Below are 26,422 nucleotides of genomic sequence, written 5' to 3' on the forward strand. Positions count from 1 at the left end.
CTAAAACTCAAACTGATAGAGCAAATCTAATGCCTGGTCGAGACCAGACACCGCTTCAAGATACAACTTAGGCATCAGGCGATAACGCAACGTCAGCGTGGCCAGCGAGTCGAAAATGCCCACCCCATATTTTACTTGTAAGCCTGGGAGGACATAGCCGCTCACGACAACCTGGGAATTGTCGCCAACCCCTTGAGTGTCCAGAGCCAAATTACTCACGCCGAATGCCTCGCCGATTTTACCCACAAGTTGACCACTTTGTGCAACCCCCATGCCGATTAACATCGACGTCATGGCGTTGCCGTCGGCGCCTGAGCTGTTCAAGCCCTGGCCGCGCAGCAGATAAGACAAGGCTTCCTGTTGCGATTTGGCCGGATCGGAGAACACTTCCAGCTTCGGCGCATCCGCCAGGCCGGTCACGCGCACGCCGGCGGTCACGTCGTCCTCGGTGGATTCCGGGTTGCGGATCGCTTCGATATTGAGCAGCGGCTGATCCGGCGGGCCGGAGAACATCAGCTGCCCTTTACGCACGATCAAATCCTGACCATAAGCATGGAAGCGACCGGAAGGGATGTCAATCTGGCCGTTGAGGCCCAGCCCTTTCTTGTCCTGCACCACTTTCAAATCACCCTTCAAGCGGGCTTTGAGGCCGAAGGCGTCCAGCCGCACGTCATTGCCGACGTGGATCATCAGGTTGCTGTTGATCGGAATCGAGGCGGTCTTCGGTTGAATCGGCTTCAGCTGGTCGTCCAGCATCACTTCGTCGGAAGAGACGCCCACCGCGCTTTCCGGCAGCTCCTGCACCGTGATGCGCGCCCAAGGGATGTCGACCTTGCCGTTGAGCGAGAACAGCTGCGGCGTGGCTTCGAACACCAGATCCGGCGACACGTCGATGCGGATCATCGGCGGCACCGTCACCCGCAGCTTGTCGCCCTTGGCGGCAATGCGCGCACGCCAGGCGTTGATGTCACGCCAGTCGGCATCGCCCGCCAGATTCAGCTGGCCGCGCGTGGTGCTGAGCAGCCCTTCCAGCGTCGAGGTCATGCCATTGAAATTCACCGCCAGCCGCGCGTCGGTCATATCGAACGGCATCCAGTGGCCCTGCACCTTCGCCCGATCCAACGCCAGACGCCCGAACACCAGCGGCTTCTGCGCGCTGCCGCCCAGACGCAGGTTGGCGTTCAGCATGCCCGCCGCGCTTTCACCCTTCATCAGCGCTGGGTTGATCAGCGCCAACGAAATGTTGGTGATATTGACGTTGCCGCTGATGGTGCGCCGCACCTGCGGATCCGCCACCTGGATATTGCCGTCGAACTGGCCGTTGTTGGTCAGTTTGATCCGCCAGTCGGCCTGCGCGCGGCCGTTGTTCAGACCGGCGTTGAGGGTCAGCGTATCGAAGGCGATCGGCAGCGCGTTGCCCTGCACCTGCTGCACCACCTTGACGCCGTTGCCGGCCAACGTGACCTTCGCCTCCGGCAGCGCGCCGCCCGGTTTCCAGCTGACGTCGGCCCGGCCGGTGAACACGCCGCTCAGGGCGGTCTCCGGGCCGAGGAACGGCTTGATCATCGCCAGATCGAACCGGTTGAGCACCACGCTGGCCTGGCCGCTCTGGCCGGCTTCGATGGTCTTCGGCACGCACAGCTCGGCATTCGGGTTCTGCCAACAGTGCGGCCCGATGCTGATTTTCTGCGCGGTGTTCAGGTAGTCCAGCGCGATGGCGCGCGTCAGGCGCCACTCCCCCACCGGCGTATCGAAGCGGGTATTGTTCAGATTGCCGCGCCAGCGCTGCTGCTGACGATCGAAGCTGCCCTGCAGCGCCAGCTGGCCGGAGACCGGCTTACCGTCGATCTTCAACTGCAGCTGATGCTGCTTCTCGCTGCCTTTGGCGTCCAGGGTCAGCAGGCTGACTTCCAGCGCGTCCTGCTTCAGCTGCTCGACGCGAACCGCCAACTGCCCCTGGATCTGATCCGTGGAGCGCACGTCACCGTCGATCTTCACCCGGTTGATGCGCAGCGCCTGCCACTGCAAACCGGAGGCGGTCAAATCCGCCAGCAGCTGAGGTGCCTGCAGATTGCCGCGCAGCTTCAGCAGCCCTTTGGCGGTGCCGCCCAGGCCCGGCAGCGCGCCGTCCAGACGCGGCGCGTCGATGTTGGCGTCCAGGTTCCAGCTCTTCTCGTCCAGCTGTCCTTTGACGTTCAGCTGGTTGCGCCCCAACGTCAGATCGATGCCGGGGATTTTCCACTGCCCGGCGGCGTTGCCGCTCAGCGTGCCGCGCGCCGTGACCTTGTTCTGCTTCACGTTGCCGTCCAGCTGCAGCACCGGCACCTGCAGCTGCCAGCTGCCGCCGTGCAGGCTGCCGCGCGTGGTGATCTTGCCGTCGAGTTTCGCCGGCCATTCCGGCCACTGCTTGGCGGTATTGATGCCGCTCAGCGTCAATTGCGAGTTCCAGCTGATGGCCTTGCTCCAGTCCACCAGCGCGGTGAGCTCGGTATTACCCTGCAGCGCCGCCAGCCGCAGGCGCTCCAGCTTGAACTGCTCGACGTTGCCTTTGCCGTCCAGCGTCAGCACCGCCGGCGGCAGATCCTGACCTTTCAGATTAGCGCGCGTCGACAACGCATAGTCGGTCGCCTTGCCGTTAAAGCGCAGGCGGAAATCGTTAACCTGGTACTGCGCCTCGCCGCTCAGCGGCCATTTCAGCTGTTTGCTCTGCAGCGTCAGCGCCAGCGGCAGGCCGGCTTCGGCCAGCCGGGTTTGCACATCGAGCTGGGCGCCGACCGGGCCGGACAGGTTCAGCGCGACCTTCAGCTCATCACGCAACCCGCCGCCGATGTTCAGCTTCACCTTCTCGCCCTTCAACGGGTCGATGTTCAACGCGCTGTTGGCGGTCAGGGCCACCGGCCAATCGCCGGTCAGGGTCGCCTGCCCCTGCACCGACAGCGTACCCTGCGGCGACTTCACGTCAAAGTTGTCCAGTTGGATATGCTGATCCTGCGTGCTGGCCTGCAGCAACAGACTCGTGATCAGCACGTCGGTATCGCCGGTCAAGCGCAGCTGTTCGCCGCTGATCTCTTTCACGGTGATATCCAGCGGCAGGCGGATGTCCGGCAGATCCGGCAACAGCGGTTTGGCGAACAGTTCCTTCAGCGTTTCGCCAAGCGGCTTCTCTTCCGGCTGCGGCGCCGGTTTCGCCGCGTCGGTAACCTGCTCACCGACCTTTTTCGCCACCTCGACCGCCGGTTGCACCGCTTCCGGCAACGGATTTTGCGGCGTTTTCGGCAAGGCGATCAGCAACGAGCCGATCTTGGTCGGCATCAGCGTCAGCGCACGCTCTTGCCACTGTGCGCCGGTGCGGAACTCGGCCAGAGAAATGGCGGTGTCGTCGACGGTGACCTTGACGTTGTTCAGCGCCAACAGGCGCAGGGTGATCGGATAAGGCGTACTGAGATTGGTGGTCGGCTCGCTGCTCTCCTCCACCGGCGCGGAGGGCGCCATCTCTTTGGTGTTCACCGCCACGTCCACGTCCTGAGCGGTCAAGGCGTTGACGCACAGCGAGCTGCGTTTAAAGCAGGAGAGATCGAGGGACAGATGGAATTGCCCGGCGTTGACCGTCACGCCCGGCATCTGATACTTCACGCCCTTCAGCGTCAGATCGCGCCAGCCGCCGCTGACGCCGGCGATCTCCAGCCCCGGCACCCAGCGCGCCGCGCCGTTGATGACCATATGCAAACCGGTGGTGGTCCCCACCAGAAAGGCCAGTCCGCCGATCAGCAGCAGCAAAACGACCAGAAATCCGAGACAAATCTTTTTAACCAGGCTCATAGTTCAGGCCCCAAACCGATGTAGAACTGCATCCCGTGAGTGTCCTTGTCTCCCACGGGCGCGGCGATATCCAGCTTCACCGGCCCCACCGGCGACTGCCAGCGCACGCCTACGCCGGCGCCGGTCTTGAAGTTGCTCTGCTTGATATCGTTCACCGCTTCACCGGAATCGACGAACATCGCCCCCCACCATTTGCCGGTCACGTTGTATTGATACTCCAGCGAGCCGGTCAGCATCTTGGAGGCGCCGGTCAGCTTGCCGTCGTCGCCGCGCGGAGAAATGTCTTTGTACTTGTAGCCGCGAATGCTGCGGTCACCGCCGGCGAAGAAGCGCAAATCCGGCGGCACCTTGTCGAAGTCGTTGGTTTCTATCCATCCCACCTGCCCGCGTGCCACGAAACGATGCTTGTCGGCGAGCGTGCGGATCCAGACGTTCTGCGCCTGCATCAGCGCGAAGTCCACGCCCGAGCCCCAGGTGGTGTCGGATACGTCGATGGAGTAGCGCTGGCTGTCGCCCCAGGTCGGCATCAGGCCGCCGCGCGAGCGGGTGCGGTTGAAGCTGACGCCGGGGTACAGCAGCATGGTGGTGTTGCTGACGTTGCCCTGGGTAAAGTTATCCCAGCGCCAGGTCAGGTTGATCGCCCGCTGCCAGCCGCTGGAGAGATCCCAGTTGCGCGAAGCCACCACTTTGGAGGTCACGGATTTGGTGTCGTTAAGGTCGACGTTCTTGAGCCCGCCCTGCAGCAGGTAATACTGCTCCAGCGGATTCTTCAGCAGCGGGATCTTATAGGTCAGATCCAGCTGCTGCTCCGGCGCCGACACGCTGGCGCTGGTTTCCAGGCTGTGGCCGCGATCGTTGAGCCAGGGCTTTTTCCAGGTGCCTTTCACCCGCGGGCCGACGTCGGTGGAGTAACCGATACCGGTTTCGATGGTATTGCGCGTACGCGGCGTTACCAGCGCGTCCAACGGCAAAATCTTGTTCTCTTTGGCATCGTTGAAATCAGGGGACACCACCACCGAGTTGAACCAGTTGGTGGCGGACAAACGGCGGTTCAGCTCGGCCAAATCCTCCGAACTGTAGTAATCCCCCTGATGAAAGGGCACCAGATTTTGCAGATAGTCTTCGCGGATTTGCGAACCGGTGAATTTCACCTTGCCGAAGCGGTAACGTTCGCCGCTGTTGAAATCGATATCCCAAAACGCCTTGTGCAGATCTTCTGCCACGCCGAGTTGGCTTTTGGTCATATCGGCGTCGAAGTAACCTTTGCGCAGCGCCAGGCCGGTCAGCGAGCCTTTGAAACTGTCATACTTGCCGTGGTTGAGGATCTCGCCGATGGTCGGCCGATCCTTCTTTACCAGCGCCAGGTAGTCCTCATCGGTCTTCGCGCCGCCTTCCAGCACGATGTTGGCGCCGGCGATGCGCACCGGTTCGCCCGGATTGACCTTGGCATGCAGCACCGGACGCGACATCCCCGGCCGATCGTCCAGCGTAAACTCGATGGTCGGCTGGTAATAGCCGAGCGCGCGCAGCCCCTGGCGCACCGCCTCATCCACCCGTGCGCGGAAGCGACCGTCGGTGCCGACCTCTTCAGGCGTGATCGACGACAGCCGCACCCGGACGTTTTTTTCCAACTCTCCGCTTAACCCCTCCACCTGCAGCCGCACGTTGGCCGCATAGGCTGCAGGTGCCGCAAGCAACACAGATATCAAGCACATGACCGGGTACTTTGGCACGTGTTCTCCTTATTGATTTTACTTTCCTGTTATGGTGTTCGCTCCGGGGCCAGGGCAGACTCCGCGCTATCATGACGGCAGCCCTCTTCAACCTTCTTCCGGACGCCGCCCGCCGCGCTTTGCCGCCGCGCAACAGGCGAATTCTTCACTTTTGGCGCTCAAAATACTGCGTTAAGCTTATACAAAATCCCACTTGCCGCTTATTGTGGGCAAAGACGCGGTGAGATACAACCGAACCGCCGCCATGTAGGGTCAATTCTTACTGTGACAACAGGAGTCAACCGTGGTGCCATTTTTTGATAAATCACAAACCGTCGATAAGGCAAGCGCGCTGCCTGGCCGCACCACGCCAATGCCTGTCGCAACGCTCAACGTCGTCACCGAACACTCGATGACTCAGGTGCCGGCCGGCATGGAAGTGGCGATCTTCGCCATGGGCTGTTTCTGGGGCGTTGAGCGTCTGTTCTGGCAACAGCCGGGCGTCTACAGCACCGCCGCCGGCTACAGCGGCGGCTACACGCCGAACCCGACCTACCGCGAAGTGTGCAGCGGCCAGACCGGCCACGCCGAAGTGGTGCGCGTGGTGTTCGATCCGCAGGTCGTCAGCTACAAGCAGCTGCTGCAGGTGTTCTGGGAAAATCACGATCCGGCGCAGGGCATGCGCCAGGGCGGCGACGTCGGCACGCAGTACCGCTCGGCGATTTACACGCTGAGCCCAGAGCAGCAGGCCGAGGCGGAAAGCAGCCTGCAACGCTTCCAGCAGGCGATGGCGGCGGCGGGCGACAAGCGCGTCATCACCACCGAGATCGCGCCGGCGCTGCCGTTCTATTATGCGGAAGACGATCACCAGCAGTACCTGTTCAAAAATCCGGAAGGTTACTGCGGGCTGGGCGGCATCGGCGTTTGCCTGCCGCCGCAGGGCTGATCCGATGCCGGCCGGCGGCACTTTTTTAACCGCTGGCGGCCCCTGTGGGGCAACTGCTATACTGTGCGGGCCGCTTCTGCGGCCCGATAGCTTCCCTTCTGGTTGTTATCGCTGCTTTTTTTACTATGTACTACCCTTCCTCAAGAGCGCCGGCATCCCGTCGGCACGTATGGATAGATTATGTTAAACAGTATTTTACTGATTCTTTTTCTGATCGCGGTGAGTGCGTTTTTCTCACTGTCGGAAATCTCTCTGGCCGCCTCGCGCAAGATCAAACTGAAGCTGATGGCGGACGAAGGCAACATCAACGCCGCCAGAGTGCTTAAACTGCAAGAAACCCCTGGCATCTTCTTCACCGTGGTGCAGATCGGCCTGAACGCCGTGGCCATCCTCGGCGGTATCGTCGGCGACGCGGCGTTTTCCGGCACCTTCCAACAGTTCTTTATTCGCTTCCTGTCGCCCGAACTGGCGGAACAGGTCAGCTTCATCTGCTCCTTCGTGCTGGTGACCAGCCTGTTTATCCTGTTCGCCGATTTGACCCCGAAGCGCATCGGTATGATTGCACCAGAGACGGTCGCCGTCCGGATCATCAACCCGATGCGTTTCTCCATCATGATCTTCCGCCCGCTGGTGTGGTTCTTCAACGGCATGGCCAACCTGATCTTCCGCATGTTCAAGCTGCCGATGGTGCGTAAAGACGACATCACCTCCGATGACATCTACGCGGTGGTGGAAGCCGGTGCCCTGGCGGGCGTGCTGCGCAAGCAGGAGCACGAGCTGATTGAAAACGTGTTCGAACTGGAGTCGCGCACCGTGCCGTCTTCGATGACCTCGCGCGAAAGCGTGGTGTACTTCGATCTGCGCGAAAGCGAAGAGAGCATCAAGGAAAAGGTCTCGACCCATCCGCACTCCAAGTTCCTGGTGTGCGACGGCCATATCGATCAGGTGGTGGGTTACGTCGATTCCAAAGACCTGCTGAACCGCGTGCTGGGCAACCAGAGCCTGGTGCTGAGCAGCGGCGTGCAGATCCGCTCGGCGCTGATCGTGCCGGACACGTTGACGCTGTCCGAAGCGCTGGAAAGCTTCAAAACTGCCGGCGAAGACTTCGCGGTGATCCTCAATGAATATGCGTTGGTGGTGGGCATCATCACCCTTAACGACGTGATGACCACGCTGATGGGCGATCTGGTCGGCCAGGGCCAGGAAGAGCAGATCGTGGCGCGCGACGAAAGCTCATGGCTGATTGAAGGCGGCACGCCGATCGACGACGTGATGCGCGTGCTGGATATCGACGAGTTCCCGCAGGCGGGCAACTACGAAACCATTGGCGGCTTTATGATGTACATGCTGCGCAAGATCCCGAAACGCACCGACTTCGTCAAATACGCCGGCTACAAGTTCGAAGTGGTGGATATCGACAGCTACAAGATAGATCAGCTGCTGGTCACCCGACTGAGCGACAAACCGGCGGCGGTGCTGCCGAAAGCGCCGGACGACACGCCTGCGGCCTGACGGCGCGAAGGACAAAAACATCAGCGGCCCCATCGGGGCCGCATTTTTTTACCGCTGTCAGCGCCGTGTTCAGCCGACCTCGGCCTGCAGCAGCAGCACCTGGCGGTTCACTTCGGACATCACGCTGAAATGGCGCTTGTCGCGAATCTTCGGCGGCAGGATTTTCCCCTCGTCGAATTCAAATGCGCCCACGTCCTTGATATACAGCCTTCCGCGAAACAGGGTCTTAACGTACTTCGCCACTTTCAAAGGGTTATAACGCTGGAAGATTCTCATTCTTTTACGCTCCTCCCGTTGATCCATGCGCTCAGCGAGCCGCCAAAGGTGGCAGCCTCGAAATTCAGAACGCAACTTGATTGCATGTAGTAGACCCAGTAAAGACCAGATCGTTCACTTCCGCCCGGTGATCTGCACTGGATTTACACTTTTTGACAGAATTGTATATGATGATTTATAACGTTTTCAGGATATCCCTTCAAAATCTGATGATTAGCGAACCAAGGGAAAAACTGCGATCCGGTTAACAGGACAGACCTCTTATCACATCCTATGCTTTAGGCTGTCGAAGTGCTGTCGCACAAATTCCCCCATTTACAAGGAGAAAGCATGAAAACAAGTCGCATGCTGATGGTAACCCTGCTGCTCGCCCCGCTTTTCGCTTCCGCGCACAACTTCCAGCTCCAACAGCGCGTGGCGCCGGTTGGCGTCAGCGATAAAGGAGAGCTCAATTACGCTGACGGTAATTTTAGCTACCAGAATTGGAACAGCGCGCAGCTCAGTGGAAAAGTGCGGGTGATACAGCACATTGCCGGCCGCAGCTCCGCCAAAGACATGAACGACCCACTGATTGAAGCGATTAAGAAGGCGAAGCTACCACACGATCGTTACCAAACGACGACAATCGTCAACACCGACGATGCCCTGATGGGCACCGCCATGTTCGTGCGCAGCAGCATCGAAGACAGCAAGAAAGAGTTCCCGTGGTCGCAGTTTATCGTCGACAGCGACGGCAACGTGCGCAAAGCCTGGGATCTGCAGCCGAAAGGTTCCGCCATCGTGGTGCTGGATAAGCAAGGGCGCATTCAGTTCGCCAAAGACGGCGCGCTGACGCCGGAAGAGGTGCAGCAGGTGATGTCCAAGCTGCACCAGCTGTTGGCGAACTGACTCAGAACAGCGAAACCCGGAAGCCGGGGTTGAGGAAAGATTCACGCGGGGTATAGAGCAACGGCTTGCCCTGCCAATCGTGAATTTGCGCCCCGGCGGCCACCGCCACCGCGTGTCCTGCGGCGGTATCCCAAATATTGGTTGGCCCGAAGCGCGGATAGAGCTGCGCCTTGCCTTCCGCCACCAGGCAGAACTTCAGTGAGGAACCGACGGACACGGTCTGGTGCTCGCCCAGCTGCTGCAGATAGTCTTTCAATTCGTCGTCGATATGCGAGCGGCTCACCACCACCAGCGGCGGATGCGCGTTGCTGACGCCGATCGCCTGCCGCACGCCCTTCTCTTCTTTCCAGGCCTTGCCGCGCTCCGCCAGATACAACACGTCGATCGCCGGGGCGTACACCACGCCCATCACCGCCTGCCCGTCTTCAATCAGGGCGATATTGACCGTGAACTCGCCATTGCGATGCAAGAACTCTTTGGTGCCGTCCAGCGGATCGACCAGCCAGTAGCGCGTCCAGTTGCGGCGCTCTTCCCACGCCGGCGGATCCTCTTCCGACAGCAGCGGCACCTCCGGCGTCAACGCCGCCAGGCCGCGCTTGATGATGTGATGCGCCGCCAGATCGGCCGCCGTCACCGGTGAGTCATCTTTTTTCTTTGCGACATCAAGCGGTTGTTCACCGTCGTACACCGCCATGATCGCCGCCCCCGCCTCGCGGGACAGTTGGCAAATTCGCTCTAACATCATGCACCTCAACTCTGCATCTCCGTGGGAAATTTCCCTCTGTCTCTGCTAGCAGACTAGTTTTTTTTACGCCGAATATCCATCTCAACCGGCTAAGCTACGGGAATTCCTCAGATCTTGTTGGGCACAACTGTGAACTTCCCCGCGTTACCCGCCGCCGTTTTCTGCCACACTTCACAGTTTACTGTGGCAAGCAGTGTTAATTACATTTCCCTCTGCGATAACACTCGAATAATGGAATGGAGAGAACCCCAAATGATGAAGCATCCACTAACGCTGTCCGCGCTTGCGCTGCTGGTATGCGCCTCGGCGCAGGCGGCCACCGTCGATCTGCGCGTGCTGGAAACCACCGATCTGCACAGCAACATGATGGACTTCGATTACTACAAGGACACGCCGACCGACAAGTTCGGCCTGGTGCGCACCGCCAGCCTGATCCAACAGGCGCGCCAGCAGGCCGCCAACGCGGTGTTGGTGGATAACGGCGACATCATTCAGGGCAGCCCGCTCGGCGATTACATGGCGGCCAAGGGGCTGAAACCGGGCGACGTGCACCCGGTCTATAAGGCGATGAACACGCTGGACTATGTGGTCGGCAACATCGGCAACCATGAGTTCAACTACGGGCTGGACTACCTGAAGAACGCCATCGCCGGCGCCAAATTCCCGTACATCAACGCCAACGTCATCGACGCCAAAACGCAAAAACCGCTGTTCACGCCATACATCATCGTCGATACCCCGGTGAAGGATCGCGATGGCAAGGCGCATACGCTGCGCATCGGCTACATCGGCTTCGTGCCGCCGCAGATCCTGGTGTGGGACAAAGCCAACCTGCAGGGCAAAGTGACGGTGGACGACATCACCGCCACCGCCAAGCGCTACGTGCCGCAGATGCGTAAACAGGGCGCCGATCTGGTGGTGGCAATCCCGCATTCCGGGTTGTCCAGCGAGCCTTACAAGGCGATGGCGGAAAACTCGGTCTATTACCTCAGCCAGGTGCCCGGCATCGACGCCATCATGTTCGGCCACGCCCACGCGGTGTTCCCGAGCAAGGACTTCGCCAACATCAAAGGCGCGGATATCGACAAAGGCCTGCTGAATGGCGTACCGGCGGTGATGCCGGGCCAATGGGGCGACCATCTCGGCGTGGTCGATCTGCAGCTCAACAACGATGGCGGCAGTTGGAAAGTGACCGCCGCCAAAGCGGAAGCGCGGCCGATCTACGACAAAGAGAACAAGAAATCGCTGGCGGCGGAAGATGCCGCGCTGGCGAAGGTGTTGGCGGACGATCACAAAGGCACGCGCGAGTTCGTCAGCCAGCCGATCGGTAAATCCGACGGCAACATGTACAGCTACCTGGCGCTGGTGCAGGACGATCCGACGGTGCAGATCGTCAACAATGCGCAGAAGGCCTACGTCGAACATTACATCCAGGGCGACCCGGACCTGGCCGATCTGCCGGTGCTGTCCGCGGCGGCCCCGTTCAAGGTCGGCGGCCGCAAGAACGACCCCGCTAGCTTCGTCGAAGTGGAAAAAGGCCAGCTCACCTTCCGCAACGCCGCCGATCTCTATCTCTATCCCAATACGCTGGTGGTGGTGAAGGCCAGCGGCAAAGAGGTGAAAGAGTGGCTGGAGTGCTCCGCCGGCCAGTTCAACCAGATCGACGTCAACAGCGCCAAGCCGCAAGGCTTGATCAACTGGGACGGCTTCCGCACCTATAACTTCGACGTGATCGACGGCGTCAACTACCAGATCGACGTCAGCCAACCGGCGCGCTACGACGGCGAATGCCAGCTGATCAACGCTAAGGCGGAGCGCATCAAGCAGCTGACCTTCAACGGCAAGCCGATCGATCCGAACGCCACCTTCCTGGTTGCCACCAACAACTACCGCGCCTACGGCGGCAAGTTTGCCGGCACCGGCGACAAACATATCGCCTTCGCTTCGCCGGATGAAAACCGCTCGGTGCTGGCGGCCTACATCACCGCCGAAACCCAGCGGCATGGCGCGGTGCGCCCGCAGGCGGACAACAATTGGCGTTTGGCTAACTTCAGCAGCAAGCAGCCGCTGGATATCCGCTTCGAGACCTCGCCTTCGGACAAAGCGACGAAGTTTATCAAAGAGCACGCCCAATACCCGATGAGCGCCGCAGACAGCGACAGCATCGGCTTCGCGGTTTATCGCATCGATTTAAGCGGTAAGTAACTCACTGTCACTGGCCGGCTCGCCCGGCCATTCATCGCCCGTCTGCGCGGCGCATAAAATAAGGGCGCCACGAAGGCGCCCAGAGTAATCCTCGGTGGAATTACAGGATTTCCAGCAGCTCGACGTCGAACACCAGCGCGCTGAACGGCGGGATGGACGCGCCTGCGCCACGCTCGCCGTAGGCCAGGTTGTGCGGGATATACAGCTGCCATTTGGAACCGACCGGCATCAGGGTCAGCGCTTCGATCCAGCCTGGGATCACGCCGCTGACCGGGAATTCTGCCGGCTGGCCGCGTTCAACCGAGCTGTCGAACACGTCGCCGTTGATAAGACGGCCGGTGTAGTGCACACGCACGCGATCCTGACGGGACGGGATTGGGCCGTTGCCCTGCTCCAGTACGGAGAACTGCAGGCCAGACTCGGTCAGCGTCACGTCGTCGCGCTTGGCGTTGTCGTCCAGGAACTTCTGGCCTTCAACGGCCATCGCCTGCTGGCGCTCGCGGCGCACCGCATCCGCACGCTCGTGGATTTCACGCAGCGCACGGTGCACCACGTCTACCGGAACCGCCGGGGCATTCCCTTCCAGCGCGTCGCGCAGACCCGCCAGCAAAGCTTCCGGTTGCAAACCTTCCAGCCCGGACTCTTGCAGCTGCTGGCCGACCTGTAAACCAATCCCGTAACTTGCTTGCGCTTCAACGCTGTCAAAAGAAGGGGTTGTCATGGGGTTTTCCTTAAGTCTGTAAAAAGTCGAAAGCGCAGCATAACAGCGCGTCAATGCCGGGTAAAATCTTGTGTGGAGAATGATGACTTTTGTCGTAGAAAAAGAAACAATAACCTTCTGTTAACGCCCGCAGCCGCAAACCCCGGCCCTGCCGCTCAGCCGCCTTTCACTTCAATCAGTTAGCGGACTATACTGAAAGCAGGATATCGGGCAGGCGACGCGCTTGCCGCGCCGCGCTTATTATTACGCCGTCGAAGAGAGGTCACCATGGGCAGAATCGCGCCCAGGAAAAGGAAAACCACCCGCATCTACCAGCCGCTGCTGCGCACCTGGCTGAACATCAGCCAGCGCCTGAAACCCTGCGCCGCACCCACGCAGGAAGACGCGGAGTCGCCATCGGAACCGCCGTCGGCCAACGACAAGATGCAGCGGGTCAAAGCGCTGCTGGCCAAAGTCTGGCATCTGCCGGACGGTTTCCATTGGATGGAACCACTGCCCTACTTTCACCGCCGCTGGGTGCTGATCTTCGGCATCATTCTGCTGCTGGCGTTGCTGTGGCCCTACTCGCCCGAAAGACAGCCGTTCCCGGTCTCTCAGCAGGAAACCAGCGTGCCGCTGCAGGCTGAGCTGCAAAACGGCGGTGGCGCCGCCACGCCGGCCAACGAACCGACGCCGGCGGGCAACTGGCAGCGTTATCAGATCCAGCCCGGCCAGACGCTGGCCCAGCTGTTTCGCGACAACAATCTGCCGGTGAATGAGGTGTTCGCCATGGCGCAGGTGGAAGGCGGCGACAAACCGCTGAGCAACATGAAAGCCGGTCAGGAAGTGCGCATCGAACGCGACGCCAACGGCGTGATTAACGCGCTGTCGGTCACCACCGTGGACAACAGCCAGGCGCTGTTCCGCCGCCAGGCCGACGGCAGCTACCGCCGGGAACGCTAATCGCTAAAGCTGCGCCAGCAAAAACTCGCGCAGCACCACGCCCTGGTTGTGCTCGGTATCTTTGCTGCCATACAGCAGCGTCAGCGCCTCCCCCTGCCGCAACAGCGCCACCAGCGGCTGCCAGGCGTCGTTGGCCGCCAGCTGTTGGCGGTAACGCGCCTCGAAGGCTTCCCACTGGTCGGTATGCTGATGGAACCACTTGCGCAGCTCGTCATCCGGCGCCACCTGTTTCAACCACTGCACGCCCGCCAGCCTCTCCTTGCTGATGCCGCGCGGCCATAGCCTGTCTATCAGATAGCAATGCGCCGGCGCCGGCGCGCTGAAATCGTAAACCCGCTGTAGCGTAATCGTTGCCATCACACGCTCTCCCTTTTCATCCCGTCTTCTAGCGTAGCGCGTTTTGCCGGGCGCAGAAAAGCAAAACGCCAGCGCGAGGCTGGCGTTTTAACCGGGTTAACAGCAGCGTAAATTACGCTTCTGCAACCACAACTACATTCAGCTGTGCGAACACGTCGCTGTGTACCTGGAAGTGCACTTCGTGCTCACCAGTGGTACGCAGAACGCCGTTCGGCAGACGAACTTCGCTCTTGGCAACTTCAACGCCTGCCGCAGTCACTGCGTCAGCGATGTCGCGGGTGCCGATAGAGCCGAACAGTTTACCTTCGTCGCCAGATTTGGAAGCGATGGTCACTGAACCCAGTTCGTTGATCTTGGTTGCGCGAGCTTCAGCAGCAGCCAGAACGTCAGCCAGTTTGGCTTCCAGTTCAGCACGGCGTGCTTCGAAGAACTCAACGTTTTTCTTGGTAGCAGGAACAGCTTTGCCCTGTGGTACCAGGAAGTTACGAGCGTAGCCCGCTTTAACGTTAACTTGATCACCCAGGCTGCCCAGGTTTGCTACTTTATCAAGCAGAATAACTTGCATTACCTTATCCTCTCAAAGTCGTTAATGGACAGTGGCCGATTACTGATGACGATCAGTGTACGGCAACAAAGACAGGTAGCGCGCGCGCTTGATAGCACGGGCCAGCTGGCGCTGATATTTTGCACGAGTACCGGTGATACGGCTCGGTACAATTTTACCACTTTCGGTGATGTAGTTTTTCAGCGTAGCGATGTCTTTATAGTCAATCTCTTGAACGCCTTCCGCGGTGAAACGGCAGAACTTGCGACGACGGAAATAACGTGCCATTTGGCTAGTCTCCAGAATCTATCAATTCAATCTGCTCGGCATGCAGAACCAATTTGCTCAGCCCGTTGCGCCCTTGATGGCAGCTTACAAAGCCTTGCACGGTAATCTGACTGCCGACCGTTAATCTTTGAGTTAGTGCTTGTGACTGTTGTCCGCTGACAACCACGGGCATTCGGCACCATGCTTGTCTGCTGAATCCGGCTTCCATCTGCTGCGAACGGTGCTCTAGCACAAATTGGCAGTGCGGTATCCCGGAAGGACTCACTTTTCGAACCGGCGCCTTGCACACAGTGCCCGACAAAACCAGACGATTAGCCGTCACGGCGGCAATTACTCTTCAGAATCCCCAGCATCTGCATCATCTGCGGTTTCGTTAGCGAAGTCTTCGCGGCGATCGCCACGACGTTCGTCTTTCGCTTTAACCATCGGAGATGCTTCAGTTACCGCGTGCTTAACGCGCATAACCATGCTGCGGATAACGGCGTCGTTGAAGCGGAAGTTAGTTTCCAGCTCATCGATCGCTTCCTGCGGCGCTTCAACGTTCAGCAGAACGTAGTGAGCTTTGTGCAGTTTGTTGATCGGATAAGCCAGCTGACGGCGGCCCCAGTCTTCCAGACGGTGAATCTGACCTTGCGCGTTAGTGATGGTAGCACTGTAACGCTCGATCATGCCCGGAACCTGTTCGCTTTGGTCAGGATGGACCATAAAAACGATTTCGTAATGACGCATCGAATTGCTCCTTACGGATTATTCAGCCTCCTGTCAGGGTCAACCGCGGCCCATGGAAGCAAGGAACGTGTTTAGTGTGCGGCTGAAAAATGACGCGTAATCATACTGACGCAGGGCGGGAAACTCAAGGACTGCGTGGGTTTTATTCGCGTTATTGAGAGGGGGTATGGGAAATAGCACGATTTGCTGGCGGGGAAACCTATGTACGCCAATCCATCAGTTTCAAAAATCTTTCAATGAAATCAGCGCTGAGTCACAAATCTATTTCATTTTTTTTGAAAGAGGCCATCAAAACGCCCCGCTTTTTAATCCGCCGCAACCGACTAAAATTAACCTTATCCGCCGCAGACAGCGCGACGAAAAAGATTCCAGGTTATTCAATGCAGATAAATGACTTTTTGCCGCAGCGACACTCGCTGTCAGGCCGTAACGGCAAAAAGTAAGAGAGGCACTATGAAACGCATCATTCTCGCGACGGCGCTTGCCGCCCTGTTCTCCGCCAACGTGATGGCCGCGACGGAGATCTCCTCGCACCAGGCCGATCAACGCCAGAGCGTTGGCTTCGTCACCCTGAACCAGAACGTGGTCTCGCCGGATGACGCCAGTAGCCAGGTCAGTAAAATCGCCGATCAACGCGGTGCAAGCTCTTATCGCATCATCGCCCTGCATGAACCGGGCGACAACAGCACGATGCACGTTAGCGCCGAGCTGTACCGTTAAAAAGACGCGCCACGCCAGGGAAATCCCCAGGGCTTCATCAGAAAGCCCGTTCAGTCCGCATCGGAGCGCCGCCTGTCGGGCGCTCCACTTCCTCACCCATCACAGTTTGAGCAACGTCGGCGCGCTGAACGCCTTGCCCGGATTGTGCAATTGCAGCGCCATCCGCATATAGTTTGTCCGTACCTGCAGCAGTTCGGCGCTTTCCTCCAGCGTCGCCCGCTGCTCGAAGGAGAGCGAGCCGGCCTTCGCGGTTTGCGCGGCCGCCGCTTTCGGCGCGGAGGCGAACAGCGCCGTCATGTTATGCACCGTATGCGCGGTGATGCGCGACAGCGGATTCGCCTTGTTTTGCCGCGACTTGCCGTCGGCTGCCCCCAGCATCTCACTGAAGGCCATTGAGTTAAGATCGGCGCGCGCTTTCATCGTTCCCGCCAGCCCGCGCGCTGTCTCGGCCGTATTGCTGATACCCTTTATCATGCTCTCCGCTCCTTGCCGCCCCTGAAAGAATTCACGCTGACATTCTCCTCCGCCATGCGTCAAACAATGACCGAAACAGCCTACAGAGAGCACCGCAATTCCACGCATCGCGCCCGGAGGCGCATTACAATTCGCGGCGAAAGAAATCGGTGGTGGCGGACAGCGCCAGCGGCGTGATGCGATGCTTCACGCCCGGCTCGACGAGCGATGTCAAACGGCCGTCCGCACCTTGCTGCCGCAGTTCAGCCGCCAAACGCAGGCTGTCCGCCGCCGGCACCACGTCGTCCGTCTCGCCGTGCCACAGCAGCAGCGGCCGCCCTGCAATCTGCGCCAAACGTCCTTCCAGCTCATACTCCGCCAGCACGGCGGTGCGCGCCGCAAACGCCGTCGGCGAGAGCGCCTCGCCCGTCTCGCCCAACGGCGGATACAGCGTTTGCGCCAGCGCACGGTAATAGCCGGAACCCATCAGGCTGGCGGCCGCACGGATCCACGGAAAGCGCGCGAAGGCGCCAAGCGCGGTCATGCCGCCCATTGAGGCGCCGGCGACGCCGATGCGGCCGTCGGCGATCAGGCCAAGCCGCTCAAAATGCGCGTTGATCTGCGGCAGTTCGTCGATATTGCTGCGCAGGATCTCCCAGAATGACGCCAGGCGCCGCGCCTCATCGCCGTCGAATCGCTCGCCGTGCCGATCGGCATCCGGCAACACCGCCCGAAAACCGGCGCGCGCCAGCGCATAGGCGAAATAAGCGTATACCTCTTTCGACGAGGTATAGCCATGGCAGAAGAACACCGTCGGCAGCGGCCGATGATACTGCCCCGCCGGCACCGCATGGATCACCGCGATATCGCCAGCCTGCTCGTCATGAATTTCGATCATCCGTTCATCCTCAACTCACCTGTTGGCATTCATCATGACAAACTTGCGCGAAGCAGCGTTAGCTCAATCTGTTACAGCTTATATTGCGTTACACTGAAGCCATCGCACCGGCGCTTACGAGGTCACCATGACGATTGCCCGCACACTCATTACCCTGACGCTGGCCGCACAGCTTTCCGCCTGCGGCATCATGACCACCACGCCGAAACCGCCGCCGCCCCCCACCGCTCAGGCGCAGGAGATCGTCCGCGCGCAGACCGCCGAGCTGGTGAAAATGGGCACCGTCACCGCCGTGGTGCGCGGCAGCCCGATGGACGTGGAAGCGGAGATCCAACGCAAGGCCACCGCCGCCGGCGCCCGTTATTACGTGATCATCATGAACAGCGAAACCGTCGTGCCGGGCCAATGGTATTCCCAGGCGATCCTGTATCGTTAAGGCGGGGATTTTTTAAGCAGCTTTACACTGGCTTTGCACTGGCTGAAGAAGGGTGTTGCACACTGAGGGACAGCATGCCGCATGTTGCGGGTGTCGATTCAGGATCTGACGAAGGGGAACGCCATGAAACGCTCCACCGCACTCACCTCCCTCTTGCTTTCCATGGGATTGCTCAGCACCGGCGCACAGTCCGCCGAGCTGGCGCCCGCCGATCGCGTGACGCCGCTCAGTGAAATCGCCGAGATCACCTTCAACGATTTGCCCGGCTCACCGCAGGAGGCGGAACTGGCCATCGCCCGCACCGCCGACCAACACGGCGCCAGCTATTACCGCATCCTGCGGATGGAAGAGCAGGCGCACCCGCTTGGCTGGCGCGCCTCGGCCATCTTATACCTTTAGTAGCTCATGCAAGCCGCATTCAACACCCCGCCGCTGACGGAGACGCCCCCCAGGAAAATCCCGGCGGCCAGGTGATTCGCTTCTATCTTGTCGCTGATGCGCGGCATGTAGATCTTCACGGCGGCGAACAGCAGCAGTTGCACCACCAGCGCCACCACGCCCCACAGCAGGTAATCCAGCAGGCTGATCGAGTTGATCGCCGCGCTGGCCAGCGGGATCACATATCCCAGGCAAGCGCCGATAAAAGCAAAGGCGGCGGATTGATTATCGGCCTTGATCAGCGCCCATTCGTCGTGCGGGGTGATGCGGGTATAGACGAACAGAAACACCAAAATCATGGCGAAGCCGCTGAAGAAGTAAGAGGCGAACGCCGCCAACGCGCTGAGAATATCCATGTGCATTTTCCTGTCAGAGTGAGGCTGAATTAAAAAGGTTTTCGCCGCCGGGCGCCACCCTTTTCCCTAACCGCCGATGGCGCGGTTCAGCAGCAGTTCGCACGCCTCGGCCGACAGCAGGCTCTCGCCGCGGTGATCCAGCGTCAGATGACACCAGGCGTCGGCGATCAGCGGGCTGGCGTGCTGCAGCAGCTGCGCGGCGCAGCACAGATCGAACAGCTGTTGAGTCAGCAGCCGCCCCATCTCCTCGCTCGGTTGCCGGGCACGCTGCTGCCACTGCCGCCAGGCGTGATCGAACAACCGATTCTGGCCGCGCACCGGCTGCAGCTCGAACTGCAACATCTCGAGCGCGCCCGGCAGTTTATGCAGACTGCGCAACACGTCCAGACACATGATGTTGCCGGAGCCCTCCCAGATGCTGTTCACCGGCATTTCACGGTACAGGCGCGGCAGCTCGCTCTCCTCGCAGTAACCGATGCCGCCCAACACCGCCATAGCCTCGGCGATGAACGGCATGCCCTGACGGCAAATGCTGTATTTGGCCGCCGGGGTCAGCAGCCGGCTGTAGATCAGTTCGCCTTCATTGCTGCGGCTCTCCCAGGCGCGGGCCAGCCGGAACAGCAACGCGGTATGCCCTTCCAGCCGCAGCGCCATGCGCGCCAAGACCTGGCGCATCAGCGGTTGTTCTATCAACAATTTGCCGAACGCCTGCCGCTGCAGCGCATGATACAGCGCCACCGACAGCCCGCGGCGCATCAGGCCGTGGCTGCCCAGCGAACAGTCGAAACGGGTCAGGCCGCCCATCTTCAGGATATGCCGCACCCCGTCGCCCTCATCGCCCAGCAGCCAGGCCGTGGCGTCCTGAAACTCCACCTCGCTGCTGGCATTAGAGCGGTTGCCCAGCTTGTCTTTCAACCGCTCAAGGCGAATGGCGTTGCGGCTGCCGTCCGGCAAAATGCGCGGCAGGAAGAAACAGGACAGCCCGCCTTCGGCCTGCGCCAGCACCAGGTGCGCATCGCTTTGCGGCACCGAGAAGAACCACTTATGCCCCACCAACCGGTAGGCTTCGCCCGGCCCGCGCGCGCCGAGCGGCGTGGCGGTGGTGGTATTGCTCAAGACATCGGAGCCGCCCTGTTTCTCCGTCATGCCCATGCCGATCAGCAAGCCGCGCTTCTGCCCGCCCGGCAGCAGGTGAGCGTCATAACGATCCGACAGCAGCGGCGTCAGCCAGGAGCGAAACTCGGCCGGTAACGCCTGCAGCAGCAGCGGCGTGGCGCCGAAGGTCATGGTCACCGGGCAGAGCGTGCCGGCCTCGACCTGCGCATGCAGCATAAAACGCGCGGCGCGCGCCACGAAGGAACCGATGCGCGCATCCTCCTGCCAGGGCAGGTTGTGCACCCGGTTGGCGATCAGCCCCTGCATCAGGATATGCCAGGCCGGGTGAAAGCGAACGTCGTCCAGCCGCTGGCCGGTGGCGTCGTAGCGCAGCAGCTCCGGCGGGTTGGCGTTGGCCAGCCGCCCCAGCTCCAGCGACTCCTGCGTGCCGAGCTGCTGGCCCAGCGAAGCCAATACCTCGGCGTCCCAACCGCCTTGCTCGCGCTGCAACGCTTCGCGCAGCGGCGTATCGGAGAGAAACAGGTTGCTGTTGCCCAGCGGCTTGGGTTGGTTAAAAACGGTGTGCGTAGTCCAGACCATGAGAGTGCTCCCTGAAAAAAGCGTCAGGAGTAAGTATGGTCGGCGCAGAGATTTCTGCCGCAGGCGGGATCACAAGAGGGGGAATTAACGGGAGCACGGCGCCCCCGTCAGAAGAATCAGCCGCGCTGGCGCACCGCTTCGAACAGGCAGATGCCGGTGGCGACCGACACGTTCAGTGAAGAGACGGTACCGGCCATCGGGATGCTGATCAGCTCATCGCAGTGTTCGCGGGTCAGGCGGCGCATGCCTTCGCCTTCCGCGCCCATCACCAGCGCCATCGGGCCGGTCATTTTGCTTTGATACAGCGTATGGTCGGCTTCGCCGGCGGTGCCGACGACCCAGACATTCATCTCTTGCAGCAGACGCAGCGTGCGCGCCAGATTGGTCACGCGGATCAACGGCACGTTTTCGGCGGCGCCGCAGGCCACTTTCTTGGCAGTGGCGTTCAACTGGGCGGAACGATCGCGGGGCACGATCACCGCGTGCACGCCGGCCGCATCGGCGCTGCGCAGGCAGGCGCCGAGGTTATGCGGGTCGGTCACGCCGTCCAGCACCAGCAGGAATGGCGTTTCCACGCTCTCCAACAGGCCCGGCAGATCGTTCTCCTGATACTGACGCCCTTCGCGCACCCGGGCGATGATCCCCTGGTGCACCGCGCCTTCAACCTTGTCATCCAGCCATTGGCGGTTCGCCACCTGGATCACGATGCCGGTCGCTTCCAGCTCGGCGATCAGCGGCTGCAGGCGGCGATCTTCGCGGCCTTTCAGGATAAACACTTCCAGGAAGCGTTGCGGATCGCGCTCTAACAGGGCTTTGACGGCGTGGATGCCGTAAATAATTTCGCTCATGATGCTCTTTTAAAGTCGTGCGGCCGGCGATAACCGGCCGATGGTAACGATGTGCGGCAGGTTAAGCCTGCTCGGCACCTTTCTTCTTGGCTGCGCGTTTGGCTTTGGTCGCCGCCGCGATTTTCCGCGTTTTGTCGGACGCTTTCTTGGCTTTCTTTTTCGCCTTCTTCACGTTGTCCGCGGGCTTGGCGTCATCCTGCTTACGGAAGGCGCTGTCCGGCTCGAAGTTGGCCGGCGGTTTGCCGCCGCGGCGCTTGCCGCGCCCCGCATTGCCGCTGTCGCGCAGCGTGCGCTGGCCGCCCTTCTTAGCGCGATCGCGCTCGGTTTTGCCTTCACCGCGCGCTTTGCGGGTGCTGGACACCAGCGCGAAGTCGATCTTGCGCTCGTCCATATGCACCGCATCCACGCGGATCTCCACCGTATCCCCCAGGCGATAGACCGTGCCGGAAGACTCGCCGATCAGGCGCTGGCCGATATTATCGTAGCGATAGTAATCATTATCCAGCGTTGATACGTGCACCAGCCCGTCGATGAACAGATCGTTCAGGCGCACGAAGAAGCCGAAGCCGGTCACGCTGGAGATGATGCCGCTGAACACTTCACCGACGTGATCCTGCATGAAGTCGCACTTCAGCCAGTCGGCGACGTTGCGCGTCGCTTCGTCCGCGCGGCGCTCGGTCATCGAACAGTGTTCGCCCAGCTGCAACATCTCTTCGAATTCGCTGTGCCAGCCGCCGGTCGGCGTCCAGCGCTCTTTCGGCTCGCCATGCTCTTTGGCCAGCTGGTATTTGATCGCGCGGTGCAACGCCAGATCCGGATAACGGCGGATCGGCGAGGTGAAGTGGCCGTAAGAGGCCAGCGCCAGGCCGAAGTGGCCGCGGTTTTCCGGATCGTAAATCGCCTGCTTCATCGAGCGCAGCAACATGGTTTGCAGCATTTCGTGGTCAGGGCGCTCGGACACTTCATCCATCAGCACCGCATAGTCCTTCGGCTGCGGCTTGTTGCCGCCGCCCAGCGTCAGCCCCAGCTCGCTCAGCACGCTGCGCAGCGCGGAGATGTGGTCATCGCTCGGACGATCGTGCACGCGGTACAGCGCCGGCTCGTTGCGTTTCTCGACGAAGCGCGCGGCCGCCACGTTGGCCATGATCATGCACTCTTCGATCAGCTTGTGGGCGTCGTTGCGCACCGTCGGCTCCACGCGCTCGATGCGGCGTTCGGCGTTGAAGATGAATTTGGCTTCTTCGGTTTCAAACGCGATGCCGCCGCGCTCGGCGCGCGCCTTATCCAGCACCTTGTACATGGCGTGCAGCTCTTCCAGGTGCTTGACCAGCGGGTGGTAATGCTCGCGCAGCTCCTGATCGCCCTGCAGAATGTGCCACACCTTGTTGTAGGTCAGGCGGGCGTGGGAGCTCATCACCGCCTCGTAGAACTTGGCCGTGGACAGGCGCCCCTGGGCGGAGATGGTCATCTCGCACACCATGCACAGGCGATCGACCTGCGGGTTCAGGGAGCACAGCCCGTTGGACAGCACTTCCGGCAGCATCGGGATCACCTGCGACGGGAAATACACCGAGTTGCCGCGGCTGCGCGCTTCGTCGTCCAGCGCGGTGCGTGGACGCACATAGTAGCTGACGTCGGCGATCGCTACCCACAGGCGCCAGCCGCCGCCGCGTTTTTTCTCGCAGTACACGGCATCATCGAAGTCGCGCGCGTCTTCACCGTCGATGGTGACCAACGGCAGCTTGCGCAGATCGACGCGGCCCTTCTTGGCCGCTTCCGGCACCTGTTCGCTGAGATCGGCCACCTGCTTTTCCACCTGCGGTGGCCAGGTATGCGGGATCTCATGGGTGCGCAGCGCGATATCCACCGCCATGCTGGTGCCCATTTTGTCGCCGAGGATCTCGACGATCTTGCCGACCGCTTTGGTGCGGCGGGTCGGGCGCTGAGTCAGCTCCACCACCACCATGTAGCCCATGCGCGCGCCGCTGACGCTGTCTGCCGGGATCAGAATATCGAAGCTCAGACGGCTGTCGTCCGGCACCACGAAGCCGGTACCGGCATCCATGAAGAAGCGGCCGACGATCTGGCTGGTTTTCGGCACCAGCACGCGCACAATGCGCGCTTCGCGACGCCCTTTGCGATCCGCGCCCAGCGCCTGCGCCAGCACCACGTCACCGTGGATCGCCATTTTCATCTGTTCGGCGGACAGGTACAGATCGTCTTTGCTGCCTTCAACGCGCAGGAAGCCGTAGCCGTCGCGGTGGCCGATCACCGTGCCGCGCAGCAGGTCCAAACGCTCCGGCAGCGCGTAGCACTGGCGGCGGGTAAACACTAACTGGCCATCGCGCTCCATGGCGCGCAGGCGGCGGCGCAGCGCTTCCAGCTGTTCTTCGCCGCTGAGGCCCAATTCGTTGCCCAGTTCTTCGCGGCTGGCCGGCGTTTCTCGTTTCGCCAAATGGGCCAGGATATATTCACGGCTGGGAATGGGAGATTCGTATTTTTCTGCTTCTCGTTCCAGGAATGGATCTTGTGACATTGCGGTTCCTCCGTTGTCATCAGCAGGATGACGTTGAGCCTTGTCTTCTCAACGTCGTTTTATTCGACAAGCAATAGCTTGTAGAGCGGCGGATTGTCTTCGACCATGTCGGCCAACGTATGCTTATCCAGCTCTTCAAGGAAATTCTGTACGCCCTGTTGGAGCACCTGCTTCAATCGGCAGGCAGGGGTGATGTGGCAAAACTCGCTGCTGCAGTTAACCAGCGCAAGCGGCTCCAGCGCCCGCACGACATCGCCGAGGCGAATGCTCTCGGCCGGTTTGCCCAAACGGATGCCGCCATGCTTGCCGCGCACCGCCGTGACAAAACCGACCCGGCTCAACTGATTGATGATCTTCACCATATGGTTGCGAGACACGCCATACACCTCGGTCACTTCCGAGATACTGGTCATCTTGTCCTGCGGCAACGAGGCCATGTAGATCAACGCCCGCAGACCATAATCAGTAAAACTTGTTAACTGCACATCTTACCTCTGGGTATGACTTTACCCGTCTGATACGCCGCTTTTCGGCGCTATTCAAAAGATTACTCATTGGATAATAAACCAGCCGGAGAGTTCGTCGCTAATTATTTAGCGAATCCCGCGCCCTAAGGCGGGTTTATGAAAGGATTTTTTGACGTGAAACCGCAATCGGAGGGAGTCAGGATAAAAACAAACCGGGACGCGCCCGGTTTGTTTAATGCCGCAAAGCCTGATTATGCGTCGAACGGGTCGCGCAGGATCATGGTTTCGCTGCGATCCGGGCCGGTAGAGATGATGTCTACCGGTACGCCGGTCACTTCTTCGATGCGCTTGATGTAGTTCAGCGCAGCCTGAGGCAGCTTGCTGTGCTCTTTCACGCCAAAGGTGGTTTCGCTCCAGCCCGGCATGGTTTCGTAGATAGGCTCAATGCCTTCCCAGCCTTCAGCCGCCAGCGGAGTGGTGTCAACTTCACGGCCGTCCGGCATGCGGTAACCCACGCAGATCTTCACTTCTTTCAGGCCGTCCAGGACGTCCAGTTTGGTCAGGCAGAAGCCGGACAGGGAGTTGATCTGCACCGCGCGACGCACCGCTACCGCGTCCAGCCAGCCGGTACGACGACGACGGCCGGTGGTGGCGCCGAACTCGTTACCCTGCTTGCACAGGTACTCGCCGGTTTCATCGAACAGTTCGGTTGGGAACGGGCCTGCACCCACGCGAGTGGAGTAGGCTTTCACGATGCCCAGCACGTAGTCCACATAACGCGGGCCGATGCCGGAACCGGTAGCCACGCCGCCGGCGGTGGTGTTGGAAGAGGTCACATACGGGTAAGTACCGTGGTCGATATCCAGCAGGGTGCCCTGAGCGCCTTCGAACATGATCAGATCGCCACGCTTGCGCGCGCCGTCCAGCAGTTCGGAAACGTCAACCACCATCGCGGTCAGGATATCGGCGATAGACAGCACGTAGTCCAGCGTCGCCTGATAATCGACGGCTTCAACTTTGTAGTAGTTGACCAGTTGGAAGTTGTGGTAATCGACGATCTCTTTCAGCTTAACGGCGAAGGTTTCTTTGTTGAACAGATCGCCGACGCGCAGACCGCGACGAGCCACTTTATCTTCGTAAGCCGGGCCGATGCCGCGACCGGTGGTGCCGATCGCTTTCGCGCCGCGCGCTTTCTCACGCGCGTTATCCAACGCAACGTGGTAAGGCAGGATCAACGGGCAAGCTTCAGAGAGTAACAGACGTTCGCGTACCGGGATGCCACGCGCTTCGAGTTCACCCATTTCTTTCATCAATGCGTCCGGCGCCAGAACAACACCGTTGCCGATGATGCTGGTGACGTTTTCACGCAGAATGCCTGAAGGAATTAAATGAAGAACGGTTTTTTCACCGTTGATTACCAGAGTGTGGCCAGCGTTATGGCCACCTTGGTAGCGCACAACATATTGAGCCCGTTCAGTCAGCAGGTCTACAACCTTGCCTTTACCTTCGTCACCCCATTGGGTGCCCAGTACGACGACGTTCTTACCCATTTTTCAAAATCACCGATTGCTTAAAAATGGATTCTACCACCGTAATTTTCGATTTTCAGCACTTTTAGCATACGATTGCATAAATTTTGGGCTAGACTTTAAAGACCCGTGCGGCCGCTCAACATGTAGTAGATCACGCAGCCCGCAACCACTATTCCACCGCCAAATCGCCGCAGCGTCGCGTCCGGCAACTGCGACATCGCCACAATCATTTTGCGCCAGGCCTGCGGAAACAGCATCGGCCCCAGTCCTTCCAGCACCAGGACCAGCCCGAGCGCCAGCCAAATCGTTGAGTTCATGCATCCCCCAAAAACGAGAAAGGGCCCGCGAAAACGGGCCCT

The 26,422-nt window shown here is 60.3% G+C and carries 28 protein-coding genes; 9 read left to right on the top strand and 19 right to left on the bottom strand.

Annotation, left to right across the window (positions count from 1 at the left end; all coding sequences use genetic code 11):
• Nucleotides 1-3,819 (bottom strand): autotransporter assembly complex protein TamB, encoded by a 3,819-nt coding sequence (tamB, locus tag HWW83_RS13185; protein WP_069100491.1) that lies wholly within the window; start codon nucleotides 3,817-3,819, stop codon nucleotides 1-3.
• Nucleotides 3,816-5,534: an autotransporter assembly complex protein TamA gene (gene tamA, locus HWW83_RS13190; RefSeq protein ID WP_169539905.1), complete on the bottom strand. Its 1,719-nt coding sequence runs from the start codon at nucleotides 5,532-5,534 to the stop codon at nucleotides 3,816-3,818. The genes tamB and tamA overlap by 4 nt, the downstream gene beginning before the upstream one ends.
• A gap of 304 nt (nucleotides 5,535-5,838) precedes the next feature.
• Here tamA and msrA point away from each other — a divergent pair, with 304 nt between their 5' ends.
• Nucleotides 5,839-6,477 carry a peptide-methionine (S)-S-oxide reductase MsrA gene (gene msrA / locus HWW83_RS13195; RefSeq protein WP_089195519.1) on the top strand — a complete coding sequence of 213 codons (639 nt, stop codon included), beginning with the start codon at nucleotides 5,839-5,841 and terminating at the stop codon, nucleotides 6,475-6,477.
• A gap of 180 nt (nucleotides 6,478-6,657) precedes the next feature.
• Nucleotides 6,658-7,989: a polyamine export protein PaeA gene (gene paeA / locus HWW83_RS13200; RefSeq protein WP_033641641.1), complete on the top strand. Its 1,332-nt coding sequence runs from the start codon at nucleotides 6,658-6,660 to the stop codon at nucleotides 7,987-7,989.
• Between the two features lie 69 nt (nucleotides 7,990-8,058).
• Here paeA and HWW83_RS13205 read toward each other — a convergent pair whose 3' ends face one another.
• Nucleotides 8,059-8,265, bottom strand: coding sequence for a DUF1107 domain-containing protein (locus HWW83_RS13205; RefSeq protein WP_033641639.1), 207 nt, complete (start codon nucleotides 8,263-8,265; stop codon nucleotides 8,059-8,061).
• A 330-nt stretch (nucleotides 8,266-8,595) separates the two neighbouring features.
• Here HWW83_RS13205 and HWW83_RS13210 point away from each other — a divergent pair, with 330 nt between their 5' ends.
• Nucleotides 8,596-9,153 (top strand): YtfJ family protein, encoded by a 558-nt coding sequence (locus HWW83_RS13210; protein ID WP_033641638.1) that lies wholly within the window; start codon nucleotides 8,596-8,598, stop codon nucleotides 9,151-9,153.
• Nucleotide 9,154: 1 nt separating this feature from the next.
• Here HWW83_RS13210 and cysQ read toward each other — a convergent pair whose 3' ends face one another.
• Nucleotides 9,155-9,895, bottom strand: a complete 741-nt coding sequence (cysQ, locus tag HWW83_RS13215; RefSeq protein WP_168177224.1) for a 3'(2'),5'-bisphosphate nucleotidase CysQ — start codon at nucleotides 9,893-9,895, stop codon at nucleotides 9,155-9,157.
• Between the two features lie 255 nt (nucleotides 9,896-10,150).
• On the opposite strand from cysQ, the gene HWW83_RS13220 reads away from it, so the two are divergent.
• Nucleotides 10,151-12,103 carry a bifunctional 2',3'-cyclic-nucleotide 2'-phosphodiesterase/3'-nucleotidase gene (locus HWW83_RS13220; protein ID WP_176589356.1) on the top strand — a complete coding sequence of 651 codons (1,953 nt, stop codon included), beginning with the start codon at nucleotides 10,151-10,153 and terminating at the stop codon, nucleotides 12,101-12,103.
• Between the two features lie 100 nt (nucleotides 12,104-12,203).
• Here the strand turns inward: HWW83_RS13220 and bamJ are convergent, their stop codons facing one another.
• Complete coding sequence (bamJ, locus tag HWW83_RS13225) at nucleotides 12,204-12,824, bottom strand: BamJ family beta-barrel-assembly machinery protein (RefSeq protein WP_004933618.1); 621 nt, start codon at nucleotides 12,822-12,824, stop codon at nucleotides 12,204-12,206.
• 267 nt (nucleotides 12,825-13,091) lie between these two features.
• Here bamJ and HWW83_RS13230 point away from each other — a divergent pair, with 267 nt between their 5' ends.
• Nucleotides 13,092-13,766 (top strand): OapA family protein, encoded by a 675-nt coding sequence (locus HWW83_RS13230; protein ID WP_176589357.1) that lies wholly within the window; start codon nucleotides 13,092-13,094, stop codon nucleotides 13,764-13,766.
• 3 nt (nucleotides 13,767-13,769) lie between these two features.
• Here HWW83_RS13230 and HWW83_RS13235 read toward each other — a convergent pair whose 3' ends face one another.
• The 5 genes from HWW83_RS13235 to rpsF all read right to left on the bottom strand — a co-directional run bounded on the left by HWW83_RS13235 (nucleotide 13,770) and on the right by rpsF (nucleotide 15,684).
• Nucleotides 13,770-14,123, bottom strand: a complete 354-nt coding sequence (locus HWW83_RS13235) for a DUF488 domain-containing protein (RefSeq protein ID WP_042783523.1) — start codon at nucleotides 14,121-14,123, stop codon at nucleotides 13,770-13,772.
• 112 nt (nucleotides 14,124-14,235) lie between these two features.
• The gene (gene rplI / locus HWW83_RS13240) at nucleotides 14,236-14,688 is read right to left on the bottom strand and encodes a 50S ribosomal protein L9 (protein WP_004933629.1); all 453 of its coding nucleotides are present in this window, start codon (nucleotides 14,686-14,688) and stop codon (nucleotides 14,236-14,238) included.
• A 39-nt stretch (nucleotides 14,689-14,727) separates the two neighbouring features.
• On the bottom strand, nucleotides 14,728-14,955 hold the full coding sequence (gene rpsR, locus HWW83_RS13245) for a 30S ribosomal protein S18 (RefSeq protein WP_000135199.1): 228 nt from the start codon (nucleotides 14,953-14,955) through the stop codon (nucleotides 14,728-14,730).
• A gap of 4 nt (nucleotides 14,956-14,959) precedes the next feature.
• The gene (priB, locus tag HWW83_RS13250) at nucleotides 14,960-15,277 is read right to left on the bottom strand and encodes a primosomal replication protein N (protein ID WP_049233092.1); all 318 of its coding nucleotides are present in this window, start codon (nucleotides 15,275-15,277) and stop codon (nucleotides 14,960-14,962) included.
• A gap of 8 nt (nucleotides 15,278-15,285) precedes the next feature.
• The gene (gene rpsF / locus HWW83_RS13255; protein WP_004933634.1) at nucleotides 15,286-15,684 is read right to left on the bottom strand and encodes a 30S ribosomal protein S6; all 399 of its coding nucleotides are present in this window, start codon (nucleotides 15,682-15,684) and stop codon (nucleotides 15,286-15,288) included.
• A gap of 236 nt (nucleotides 15,685-15,920) precedes the next feature.
• Here rpsF and HWW83_RS13260 point away from each other — a divergent pair, with 236 nt between their 5' ends.
• Nucleotides 15,921-16,127, top strand: coding sequence for a hypothetical protein (locus tag HWW83_RS13260; protein ID WP_127897167.1), 207 nt, complete (start codon nucleotides 15,921-15,923; stop codon nucleotides 16,125-16,127).
• A 10-nt stretch (nucleotides 16,128-16,137) separates the two neighbouring features.
• On the top strand, nucleotides 16,138-16,404 hold the full coding sequence (locus HWW83_RS13265; RefSeq protein WP_033638913.1) for a YdgH/BhsA/McbA family protein: 267 nt from the start codon (nucleotides 16,138-16,140) through the stop codon (nucleotides 16,402-16,404).
• A gap of 99 nt (nucleotides 16,405-16,503) precedes the next feature.
• On the opposite strand, the gene HWW83_RS13270 is transcribed toward HWW83_RS13265, so the two are convergent.
• Together HWW83_RS13270 and yjfP are read right to left on the bottom strand one after the other, a co-directional pair.
• A complete protein-coding gene (locus tag HWW83_RS13270; RefSeq protein ID WP_129993663.1) occupies nucleotides 16,504-16,878 on the bottom strand; it encodes a hypothetical protein in 375 nt (124 codons plus the stop codon).
• Between the two features lie 124 nt (nucleotides 16,879-17,002).
• Complete coding sequence (gene yjfP / locus HWW83_RS13275; protein WP_042783520.1) at nucleotides 17,003-17,755, bottom strand: esterase; 753 nt, start codon at nucleotides 17,753-17,755, stop codon at nucleotides 17,003-17,005.
• Between the two features lie 127 nt (nucleotides 17,756-17,882).
• On the opposite strand from yjfP, the gene bsmA reads away from it, so the two are divergent.
• Together bsmA and HWW83_RS13285 are read left to right on the top strand one after the other, a co-directional pair.
• The gene (gene bsmA / locus HWW83_RS13280) at nucleotides 17,883-18,191 is read left to right on the top strand and encodes a biofilm peroxide resistance protein BsmA (RefSeq protein WP_033651492.1); all 309 of its coding nucleotides are present in this window, start codon (nucleotides 17,883-17,885) and stop codon (nucleotides 18,189-18,191) included.
• Nucleotides 18,192-18,314: 123 nt separating this feature from the next.
• The gene (locus HWW83_RS13285; protein WP_025305027.1) at nucleotides 18,315-18,590 is read left to right on the top strand and encodes a YdgH/BhsA/McbA family protein; all 276 of its coding nucleotides are present in this window, start codon (nucleotides 18,315-18,317) and stop codon (nucleotides 18,588-18,590) included.
• Here HWW83_RS13285 and HWW83_RS13290 read toward each other — a convergent pair.
• The 7 genes from HWW83_RS13290 to HWW83_RS13320 form a co-directional block, all read right to left on the bottom strand.
• Nucleotides 18,587-18,985, bottom strand: a complete 399-nt coding sequence (locus HWW83_RS13290) for a DUF350 domain-containing protein (protein ID WP_015376394.1) — start codon at nucleotides 18,983-18,985, stop codon at nucleotides 18,587-18,589. The two genes, HWW83_RS13285 and HWW83_RS13290, sit on opposite strands and share 4 nt — an antisense overlap.
• 66 nt (nucleotides 18,986-19,051) lie before the next feature.
• Nucleotides 19,052-20,680 carry an isovaleryl-CoA dehydrogenase gene (locus HWW83_RS13295; RefSeq protein ID WP_176589358.1) on the bottom strand — a complete coding sequence of 543 codons (1,629 nt, stop codon included), beginning with the start codon at nucleotides 20,678-20,680 and terminating at the stop codon, nucleotides 19,052-19,054.
• Between the two features lie 116 nt (nucleotides 20,681-20,796).
• The gene (rlmB, locus tag HWW83_RS13300) at nucleotides 20,797-21,528 is read right to left on the bottom strand and encodes a 23S rRNA (guanosine(2251)-2'-O)-methyltransferase RlmB (RefSeq protein WP_004933653.1); all 732 of its coding nucleotides are present in this window, start codon (nucleotides 21,526-21,528) and stop codon (nucleotides 20,797-20,799) included.
• A gap of 61 nt (nucleotides 21,529-21,589) precedes the next feature.
• Nucleotides 21,590-24,064: a ribonuclease R gene (gene rnr / locus HWW83_RS13305; protein WP_033651494.1), complete on the bottom strand. Its 2,475-nt coding sequence runs from the start codon at nucleotides 24,062-24,064 to the stop codon at nucleotides 21,590-21,592.
• A 59-nt stretch (nucleotides 24,065-24,123) separates the two neighbouring features.
• Complete coding sequence (gene nsrR, locus HWW83_RS13310; RefSeq protein ID WP_015376391.1) at nucleotides 24,124-24,549, bottom strand: nitric oxide-sensing transcriptional repressor NsrR; 426 nt, start codon at nucleotides 24,547-24,549, stop codon at nucleotides 24,124-24,126.
• Between the two features lie 233 nt (nucleotides 24,550-24,782).
• Complete coding sequence (locus HWW83_RS13315; RefSeq protein WP_025159583.1) at nucleotides 24,783-26,081, bottom strand: adenylosuccinate synthase; 1,299 nt, start codon at nucleotides 26,079-26,081, stop codon at nucleotides 24,783-24,785.
• A 98-nt stretch (nucleotides 26,082-26,179) separates the two neighbouring features.
• Nucleotides 26,180-26,380 carry a DUF2065 domain-containing protein gene (locus HWW83_RS13320; RefSeq protein WP_004933666.1) on the bottom strand — a complete coding sequence of 67 codons (201 nt, stop codon included), beginning with the start codon at nucleotides 26,378-26,380 and terminating at the stop codon, nucleotides 26,180-26,182.
• Between the last annotated feature and the right edge of the window lie 42 nt (nucleotides 26,381-26,422).

Source organism: Serratia ureilytica (assembly GCF_013375155.1).
Classification (GTDB): Bacteria; Pseudomonadota; Gammaproteobacteria; order Enterobacterales; family Enterobacteriaceae; genus Serratia; species Serratia ureilytica.